Annotated in this window: 6 protein-coding genes and 1 pseudogene; 6 read left to right on the forward strand and 1 reads right to left on the reverse strand. The window is 63.0% G+C overall.

Annotated features, from left to right (window positions below; translation table 11 throughout):
* Positions 1–37: 37 nt before the first annotated feature.
* The 6 genes from ACM0PY_RS06725 to ACM0PY_RS06750 all read left to right on the forward strand — a co-directional run bounded on the left by ACM0PY_RS06725 (position 38) and on the right by ACM0PY_RS06750 (position 7,721).
* Positions 38–808: a DUF932 domain-containing protein gene (locus tag ACM0PY_RS06725; protein WP_495493251.1), complete on the forward strand. Its 771-nt coding sequence runs from the start codon at positions 38–40 to the stop codon at positions 806–808.
* Positions 809–888: 80 nt separating this feature from the next.
* Positions 889–2,958 carry a ParB/RepB/Spo0J family partition protein gene (locus ACM0PY_RS06730; RefSeq protein WP_150359713.1) on the forward strand — a complete coding sequence of 690 codons (2,070 nt, stop codon included), beginning with the start codon at positions 889–891 and terminating at the stop codon, positions 2,956–2,958.
* Between the two features lie 62 nt (positions 2,959–3,020).
* Positions 3,021–3,230 (forward strand): hypothetical protein, encoded by a 210-nt coding sequence (locus ACM0PY_RS06735; protein ID WP_150359714.1) that lies wholly within the window; start codon positions 3,021–3,023, stop codon positions 3,228–3,230.
* A 264-nt stretch (positions 3,231–3,494) separates the two neighbouring features.
* Positions 3,495–5,222 (forward strand): ATP-dependent nuclease, encoded by a 1,728-nt coding sequence (locus tag ACM0PY_RS06740; protein ID WP_150359715.1) that lies wholly within the window; start codon positions 3,495–3,497, stop codon positions 5,220–5,222.
* Positions 5,215–6,612, forward strand: coding sequence for a UvrD-helicase domain-containing protein (locus tag ACM0PY_RS06745; protein ID WP_150359716.1), 1,398 nt, complete (start codon positions 5,215–5,217; stop codon positions 6,610–6,612). The genes ACM0PY_RS06740 and ACM0PY_RS06745 overlap by 8 nt, the downstream gene beginning before the upstream one ends.
* A 794-nt stretch (positions 6,613–7,406) precedes the next feature.
* Positions 7,407–7,721 carry a DUF736 domain-containing protein gene (locus ACM0PY_RS06750; RefSeq protein WP_150360005.1) on the forward strand — a complete coding sequence of 105 codons (315 nt, stop codon included), beginning with the start codon at positions 7,407–7,409 and terminating at the stop codon, positions 7,719–7,721.
* Positions 7,722–8,192: 471 nt separating this feature from the next.
* Here the strand turns inward: ACM0PY_RS06750 and ACM0PY_RS06755 are convergent.
* A pseudogene (locus ACM0PY_RS06755) lies at positions 8,193–8,984 on the reverse strand (Tn3 family transposase); the annotation flags it as partial.
* Positions 8,985–9,111 lie beyond the last annotated feature (127 nt).

The raw sequence follows: 9,111 nt of genomic DNA on the forward strand, positions 1-9,111 counted from the left end.
CCCGCCCCCCCCCCCCCCCCCCCCCCCCCCCTCCCCGCTGTCCGATGACCAGATTCGCAGGGTGGCCCCGTCCATTTTCGCGGACGCCCCGCATGAGAGCCGTTCCGAACGATACAGCTACATCCCCACCGCCGCCGTTCTGACCGAGCTTCGCAAAGAAGGCTTCCAGCCCTTCATGGTGACGCAGACCAGTGTGCGCGATGAAGGCAAGCGCGAGCACACGAAACACATGCTGCGCCTGCGCCACGCCAGCCAGATCAACGGCGCGGAGGCTAGCGAAATCGTGCTGCTGAACTCGCACGACGGCACCAGCAGCTATCAGATGCTGGCCGGAATGTTCCGCTTCGTGTGCAGCAACGGCCTTGTGTGTGGTGACACAGTGGCTGATGTGCGCGTGCCCCACAAAGGCGACGTGGCCGGTTCCGTCATCGAAGGTGCTTTCGAGGTGTTGAGCGGCTTCGAGCGCGTGAAGGAATCGCGCGACCTGATGCGCAGCATCACTTTGGACGATGGCGAATCCGAAGTGTTCGCCCGCGCTGCGCTGGCGTTGAAGTACGACGACCCGGACAAGCCCGCGCCCATCACCGAATCGCAAATCCTGATGCCGCGCCGGTTCGACGACCGCCGCCCCGACCTGTGGAGCGTATTCAACCGCACACAGGAGAACTTGACCAAGGGCGGATTGCATGGCCGCAGCGCCAACGGACGCCGCCAGCAAACCCGACCCGTGCAGGGCATTGATTCCGATGTGCGCCTCAATCGCGCCCTTTGGATGCTGGCCGACGGCCTGCGCCAGTTGAAAGCCTGAATCCCCACGCGGCAGGGGCAGGCAGCGGCCCTTGCCGCTTTCTTCGCTGCTGCATTTCCTAACCGCAAGGAGTTATCACCATGAACGCCATCACCCAAACCGAAGCCCGCGCCATCCAAGTCCCTGTGCTGGAAGCTGCCGACCCCACGAAAAACCTGATTCTGGTTCCGCTGTCGCGGCTGGTGCTGCGCCCCACCGGCCGCAACGTGCGCAAGACCCCGCGCATGTCCATCCCCGAGCTGGCCGCGAGCATCCAGCGCGTGGGCTTGCTGCAAAACCTGATCGTGATTCCCGCCAGTGATGGCGAGCATTACGAGGTGGTGGCCGGTGGCCGTCGCCTTGCAGCGCTCAAGCTGCTGGCGAAGAAGCACCGCATCAGCAAGGAATGGGAGGTGCCTTGCCTGCTGGTGGCCGATGGCACGGCCCGCACGGCCAGCCTCACCGAGAACGTGCAGCGCGAAGCCATGCACCCGGCAGACCAGTTTGAAGCCTTCGCGGCGCTGGTGGCCGAAGGCCGACCCATCGAGGACATTGCGGCGGATTTCAGCGTTACGCCGCTGGTGGTGCAGCGTCGCTTGAAGCTGGCGAATGTCTCGCCGCGCCTGATGGCGGACTATCGGGCCGATGCCGTCACGCTCGATCAGTTGATGGCCTTGTCCGTTACCGACGACCACGCCGCGCAGGAAACTGCGTTCTACGATGCCCCGCAGTGGCAGCGCCAACCGTCCGCGCTGCGCGAACGCCTCACCGAGCGCGAAATCGACGCTTACCGGCATCCGCTGGTGCGCTTCGTCGGGCTGGACGGCTACGAAGCCGCAGGCGGCGGCATCCGCCGCGACCTGTTCGCGGAAGGCGATGCGGGCGTGTACCTCAACGACGCCGCGCTGCTGGAACGGCTGGCGCAAGACAAGCTGGCACGCATCGCCGCCGCTGTCCGCGCCGAGGGTTGGGCGTGGGTGGGTGCCACGCCGGGCGTGACCCATGCCGATCTGCACGCCTTCCAGCGTGCGCCGAGGGAACGGCGCGAGCCGAACAAGCGCGAAGCGCAGCGCATCGAAAAGCTGCAAGAGAAAATGCGGGCCATCGGTGAAGCCGTGGACGCCGCGATGGACGCCGACGACGAAGAAAAGGCCGACGCCTTGCAGGAGGAAGGCGAAACCCTGGGCGAGCAGTTGCAGGCGCTGGAAGATGGCTTGCAGGACTACGGCGCGAACGTGAAGGCCGCAGCCGGTGCCATCGTCACCATCGACCGCAACGGCGAGGCCGTGATCCATCGCGGCCTGCTGCGCGAGGCCGAGGCCAAGGCGCTGCGCACGCTGGAACGGCTGCGCCAAGGATTCGGCAGCGAAGGCGAAGCCGAGAACGACGACGAAGGCGAGGACGACGAGCAATCCAAGAGCGCCGCCATGTCTGACCGGCTGGCGCAGCGCCTGAGCGCGCACCGCACCGCCGCGCTGCAAATCGAAGTCGCACGGCATCCGCAAGCTGCGCTGGCTGCTGTGGTGCATGGCATGGTGCAGACCGTCTTGCAAGAACGCCGCTACGGCCTCAACCGTGATTCTTTGCCGCTGGGCGTGAGCCTGAAAGTGCAAGACCGGCTGGAAGGCATGGCCCCGGACTGGCCGGAATCGCCCGCCGCCGTGGCGCTGCGCGAACTGCAACAGGTGGCGGGCGAAGCCTTGCCGAAGGACAACGCCGAACTGTTCGCCGCGCTGCTGGCGAAGTCGCAAGACGAACTGGTGAGGCTGCTGGCCGTGTGCGTGGCTTCCACGGTGGACGTGGTGACGCCCCGCGCCACGCCGCACCAGCCCGGCGCGGAACTGGCGCAGGCCGTGGGCCTCGACATGGCCGCATGGTGGCAGCCGACTGCCGAAGGCTATTTCAAGCACGTTCCGAAGGCGGCAGTTCTGCAAGCCGTGGGCGAATACGCGCCCAATCAGGTTTCCCTACTGGTGAAGTTGAAGAAGGCCGACATTGCCAGCGAAGCCGAGCGGCTGGCCGATGGCACGGGCTGGATGCCTGCCATCTTCAAGGCCGAAGGCCCGCAGCAGGCAGTGAAGGAAAGCGCGCAGGAGGCAGGCCCGGAGCAGGACGCCCCGGACGATGCCGAAGCAATGGCGGATGAACCCGCCGAGGCACTGGCCGCTTGACCCGCGTCGAAGGCAAGCGCCCCGGCCTCGACCGGGGCGTTTCGCCGAAAGGAGAAGCCCTCATGACCCGCACCACCACCAGCAGCCCGCGCATGGCGGCGATCTACGCCCCCGGCACGGTACGCGCCCGCCGCTGGCACGGCGATGGCGACGTGCGCGGCTACCACCCGCCCTCGGGCTGGTCGGCTTGCGCCGACCTCACCGACATTCATCCCATCACGGGCTGCGCCTTGCCGCGTGCCGTGTGGTGGCTCATCGAGACGAAGGAATAACCGCGATCAGCACCGCGCCCAGGTCGTTCCGTCCTGGGCGCGGTGAACTTCAAAATCCGGGCGCGGCAGTGGCCGCGCCCGGTGTTAAAGCCGAATACCACGTCTCCGCCTTCGCTGACACTCAGGCGGAGACGTTGAAGTCAGGAATTGGGATGACGGGTTTACCCTCAACTGTCGTTTAAAGCGCTGGGGTATGTGCCTCCTGACATACTATTTCCAAATTGAAAAATAGAAATCAACCCGGCGTGCATCGAAAGGGGATACATGCAAATCCGACAACTCAAAATATCGAATTTCCGAGGCATCTCCGCGCTGGACTGGAAGCCTGATTCTTCCTTTTGCTGCTTAATCGGCTCGGGTGACTCGGGCAAGTCCACCTTGCTCGATGCAGCCGAAGCGGCACTCTCGTCTCGCTGGTTCTCGTTCACCGAGCCCGACTTCCTCGCCTGCGACACCTCCAGCCCCATCGTCATCGAGGCGACAGTCGGTGAACTTTCCAAGTCTCTGAAATCGGATGAGCGACTCGGCCTTTACATCCGAGGCTGGACGGCTGCTGGCCAGCTACGCGACGAACCCGAAGATGATGATGAGCCCGTGTTGACCGTCCGCCTCACCGTTGACGCCACGATGGAGCCTGTCTGGGAACTCGTATGTGATCGGAGCGAGGAACCCCGCACGTTGTCTAACCGTGACCGTGCGCTGTTCGGCCTTGTTCGGTTGGCCGGTGAAGACGCGCGGCATTTGGCTTGGGGCCAAGGATCGGTTCTGGCTAGGCTGACAGGGGACAACAAAGAAGCAGCAGCCCGTCTCGCAGACGCGTATCGAGCTGCCCGAGCAAGTGCCAATCTGGGTGACATCGAAGCGTTAGCTGACACGGCCGAATTGGCCGAAGGGTTTGCCAAAGGATTGGGCGCATATGTCGAGGGCGCATATGAGCCCGGCTTGGAGCTTGGGCGATCCGGGCTTTCTTCGGGCTCTATCGCCCTCCACGACAGCGGAGTGCCGCTTCGATTGTCCGGCCTTGGCACCCGAAGACTCGCCACCCTGGCAATCCAGAAATCCGCCATTTCTGAAGGGGCTATCGTCCTGATCGACGAAATCGAGCATGGGCTTGAGCCACACCGGATCATCGGTGCGATTGCGCAACTCAAAACCGATCAAGTCAAAGCAAAGGATGGAGGCAAGCCTGCAGGGCAAGTCTTGATGACCACGCACTCCGATGTCGCAATTGGAGAGGCCGGCGCAACCAGTCTGCGCGTGATCCAAACATCCCGACCAGGACGAGCGGCCACTATCGCTCACCCGAATTCCCCTGACTCCATCCGTGCGCTGATGCGCTTTACGCCCAGGGCAATGTTCGCCCGTCGGATCTTGGTGACTGAAGGAAACACGGAGCTTGGCCTTCTTCTTGGTCTGCGGGAAAACTGGCCAGCGCGTCATGCCAATCGGCCGATTGAGCAACTGGGAGTTGCGCTCGCCGACGGTAATGGCGAACAGGCATCATCAATGGCTCTTGCGCTCGCTGGCCTCGGCTACACGACTGCAATCTATCGAGATTCAGATACGGTTTTGTCCCCCGCCATTGTGGCCGCGCTGGCGGCGGCTGATGTTCCCATTTTTGAATACGGCGGTGGACTCAACACCGAGCAGGCCATTTTCTCGGCGGCAAGCGATGCTCTGGTTCAAGAGCTGCTGGTCTACGCACGCGAAGAACGCGGCGACGACGCCATCGACAACAACCTCGACATCAAAATCCCCGACCTGGATATAGCAACGATCAGAGGCAATTTTGCAGCCTGGGAGCTTTTTTCTGAAATGGATGGTGCCCGGCTTCGAGAAGCAATTGCCGAGGTGGCTGGCCGGAAAAAATGGTTCAAAGATCAAAGGATCGGTCGGGGCCTGGCGCCTATGGTCTGGCGGATTGCTGCGGAAAATCCCGCCTCACCCCTTGCGACAACCCTGACCCAAGCCGAGGCATGGCTGTATGCCTGACGCCGCCGAACTTTCCGCCTTGGGCAACGCAGCAGTGGTGGCGCCTGCCGGGCATGGCAAAACGGAGATCATTGCCAATGTCGCAGCCTTGGGCGGTCGCGCGCTGATCCTGACCCACACGCACGCGGGCGTGCATGCCATTCGAGCGCGCATAAAGCGCTTGGGAATCCCTCACGTGCGCGTCGCCGTCGATACCATCGCTGGATGGTGCATGCGCTACGCGCATGCTTTCCCCGGCGTGGCTCAACCGCCTGATGGCATGCCGCAAACCGGCGAGCAATGGAATCAGCTCTACCGTGGCGCGACGTGCGCCCTCGGGGTCAAGGCCGTCCGTGAAGTCATTGCGGCCTCCTACGACCGCATCTTGATCGACGAATATCAAGACTGCCACGGCTTGCAGCATCAACTCGCGGTCGAACTCTCAAACATCGTGCCGACTTTGATCTTCGGCGACCCGATGCAGGGAATCTTCGAGTTCGCCGGCGCGACGTTGAGCTGGGACGACGAGATCCATCCTTGCTTCCCGTTTGCTGGGACACTTGAAACACCGCACCGCTGGGCCGGCAAGAATCCCGAACTCGGGCAGTGGATCGCCGAGACCCGATTGAAGCTCATGCGTGGCGAAGCCATCGACTTGGCCGACCCTCGCATCAGCTATCGTGAATCCGATGATGCCTTCGATATGGGAACGCTGTTCGAAGGCATCGATGGCAAGGATGGCAGTTTCGCCGCCATCCATTGCAACAAGACTATCTGCTACAGACTGGCCAAAGCCGCGAATGGTGGATACCAAGCCATCGAGGAAATCGCCGCAAATCGACTGCGAGATTTCGCATCCGCGTGGGATCGGGCGACTGATGGCGCTGGCAGACTTCGAGCGTTTACCGCTCTCATTGAGGACTGCTTCCACAAAAAACCGGTTGTGGAAGGTGAGCCGCTTGATCCCGAGGACGCGGCGCTTCAGCAGGCGATGCGGGACTTGGTGCCTAGCCTGGGCACTGGCAATGGAGCGGAAGCCGTCGCCCAGATGTTTACGTTGGCCCGCAAACGCCCAAGATGGAAGCTCTACCGCAATGAACTGTGGCGCGATGCCGAACGAGCAGCGACCGAAGTCGCAGCAGATCGAGCCGAGACGATGGCAGCGGCGACCCTCAGCATTCGCCAGCGAGTCAGCAACTCAGGCCGGAGGCTGCCCAAGCGCACTCTCTCGACCCCGTTGCTATTGAAGGGGCTGGAATTCGACCATGTGGTAATTCCTGACGCTACCCACTTCGCCAATGAGCGTCAGGCTCAGGCGAAGCTCTTTTATGTAGCTATTTCTCGGGCTACTCGATCACTGACGATTTCGTCGCCGGAGCGGTTCATCCAACTTCCTGTCCCCAGCATCTAGTCGCGAAGATTCGCGAGCGGAGCGTGTCGTCGCTTCGCGCCGCCGTGCTTTCGGGCTGCGCCCCGTGCTGTCTTTGCCGTCACGGCCATCCGGCTTCAATCCCTCACACCTTCGCGCCTGTGGCGCTGCGCGCTTCGCTTGCCTCCAGGGGAAAGCCCTGCGGGCTATCCCCGCCGCGCGATGCTTGGCGCCCCTCGATGCGGCCGAACCGGCTGCGCCGGATCGGCGCGGCCAGCGCTACGCTGCGATGGACGGGGTGCTGGCGAACACGCTGGCCCTTGCTGCAGCAGGTTGCACGGATGCGTGCTGCCCTCAACGCTGGCGGTTCCTGCCCATCACGTCACGAAGGACGGTTCACGGACATTCCGCCCGGCATCGCCATGGAGCTTCCACGCCACGCCTCAAGAGCGGCACCACAAGGTGCGGCGGGGGCGTTCTCGCCTGTCGTCGGGTGGTTGACCTGGCCCGCGTCAGTGGGCGAGCCGGAGAAGCCTTCGGGCGGGGATGCCGAGTCGGCCCCATCTCCTTTCGGAGCGGTTCGGCCCAAGGCGTCCTTGTCTCGTTGTGAATCCTGGCGGTGGCACGGCTGCGCCTCGGGCTTCATGGCTGCAACCGTCCGGCGAAAACAATTTCCCCGCCGCTGCGCGGCTTCCTCGCGCAGCAAATTCTTTTCGCCTCCCGGCTCTCCACTGCGTTTCGACCGCAAGCGGTGCAGCCAGCCCGTCCCCCGCTGGCCGGATCACAACAAGGACGCGATGGGCGCGAACCTTGTTCCACCGAAAGGAGAAATCATCATGGCCAACATCGGTACCTTCACCGCAGACAAAGACGGCTTCACCGGCACGCTCCGCACCCTGACCCTCAACGTCAAGGTCAAGCTGGTTCCCAACGACAAGGGCAGCAGCGAGAACGCCCCCGACTTCCGCCTCCAGGCCGCCGGCCATGACATCGGCGCGGCGTGGAACAAGACCAGCGAAGCCGGGCGGGACTACCTGTCCGTGACCCTCGACGATCCTTCGTTCCCGGCGCCGGTCTACGCCCGCCTGATCGAAGGTGAGGGCGGCACGCACGACTTGATCTGGTCGCGCAGCAAGGTCCAAGCGGCGTAGTCGCCGCCCGCAGCATCCCGCCCCGGCGGGGCGCTGCGCTGTCAGTACGTCCCATACCCGGTCAAGATAGGGAGTGGCTTTTGGCGGGCCGCATCTCCATGCTGGGAAGGAGCGCCTGTGCCTGCGCTCGGGGCATGGCGTGTCGGCGCGATACGCCGCCGGGCTTTGCGGGCTGCGCCCCGTGCCGTCTTTGTCGTCACGGCCATGCGGCTTCAATCCCTCACGCCTTCGCGCCTGTGGCGCTGCGCGCTACGCTTGCCTCCAGGGGATCGGCGCAAGGCCCATCCCCGCCGCGCTGCACTTGGCGCCCCTTGAACACCGCCGAACCGGGGTCTCCTCGTTTTCAGTGCAATAAGTGACGGTACGAAAAGCTAGCACTGGCGCGGAGGTGGTGTTGGTAGATCGTTGATTTCATTGACTTTCCTGTTCACTTTCAAATCTGCGATTCGTGGCGTCAAACCGTGGTCGGTTTCATCCATTGGTGCCAGTTATCGATGCATTTGGCCGCGAAGGCAGGATTTGGTCAGCATAGCGGTCAACCGGGAAGCGAAACACACCCCGCAAGTTGATGCTCTCCAGCCTGGTGGGCGCAATCTTCCCGATCAGTTCCGGTGGAATGACCTGGCGGCGGTTCGACCAGCGATCCAGGACCGCCTGCATCTGTGAGGTATTCCACGCCATCACGATGTTGGCCATCAGGCTCAACGCATCGGCCACAGCCTGCATTTCATCGACACGTTTGGCCTGCGCCGGGCTGATCCGGCCGGTATAAATGGCGCGCTTGAGGGCGTTAACAGCCTCGCCCCGATTGAGCACCCGGCGCAACTCGTTCCTGAAAGCGTCCTTGACAAAGTAGTCAGCCAAAAACGCCGTACGCAGCAACCGCCCCAATTGCACGCCAGCCTCATAGATTGGATCGCCCTGGGCGGCAGAACCGAACCGCGCAAGAGCTGCCACCGCACTGGCATGTCCGCTCATGACCGAGGCTGCCAGGTGCACCAGACTATCCCAATGCTTTTCGATCAAAGCGACGTCGACATTGGCTTCGCACACCGCAGCGATTTCTGCGGGCACTTTGGTGCCGCGTGGCACAAAGAGGTGGCGCTGTTTGAGTTCCTTCAACCGCGGGCAAAGATCAAAACCAAGCAAACGGGCATGTGACATGGCAAAGTCGGTGTAGCCATGGGTATCCACAGCAAGCTGGCTGGTCTCCAGCTTTTCTTGGCGGATGACACCTTCAATGGCCACGCCCGCCTGGCGCTCTGGACCGGCCAGAGTTCTGTAGACACTCAGTTGCCGCTCTGCGCGTAGCGCCTTTCAAACTCTACCGGTGACAGTCCGCCAGCGGAACCATGCCGGCGGATCGGGTTGTAGAACATCTCGATGTAGT

Origin of the sequence: Stenotrophomonas sp. BR163, assembly GCF_047520985.2 — a bacterium.
GTDB classification, from domain to species: Bacteria; Pseudomonadota; Gammaproteobacteria; order Xanthomonadales; family Xanthomonadaceae; genus Stenotrophomonas; species Stenotrophomonas sepilia.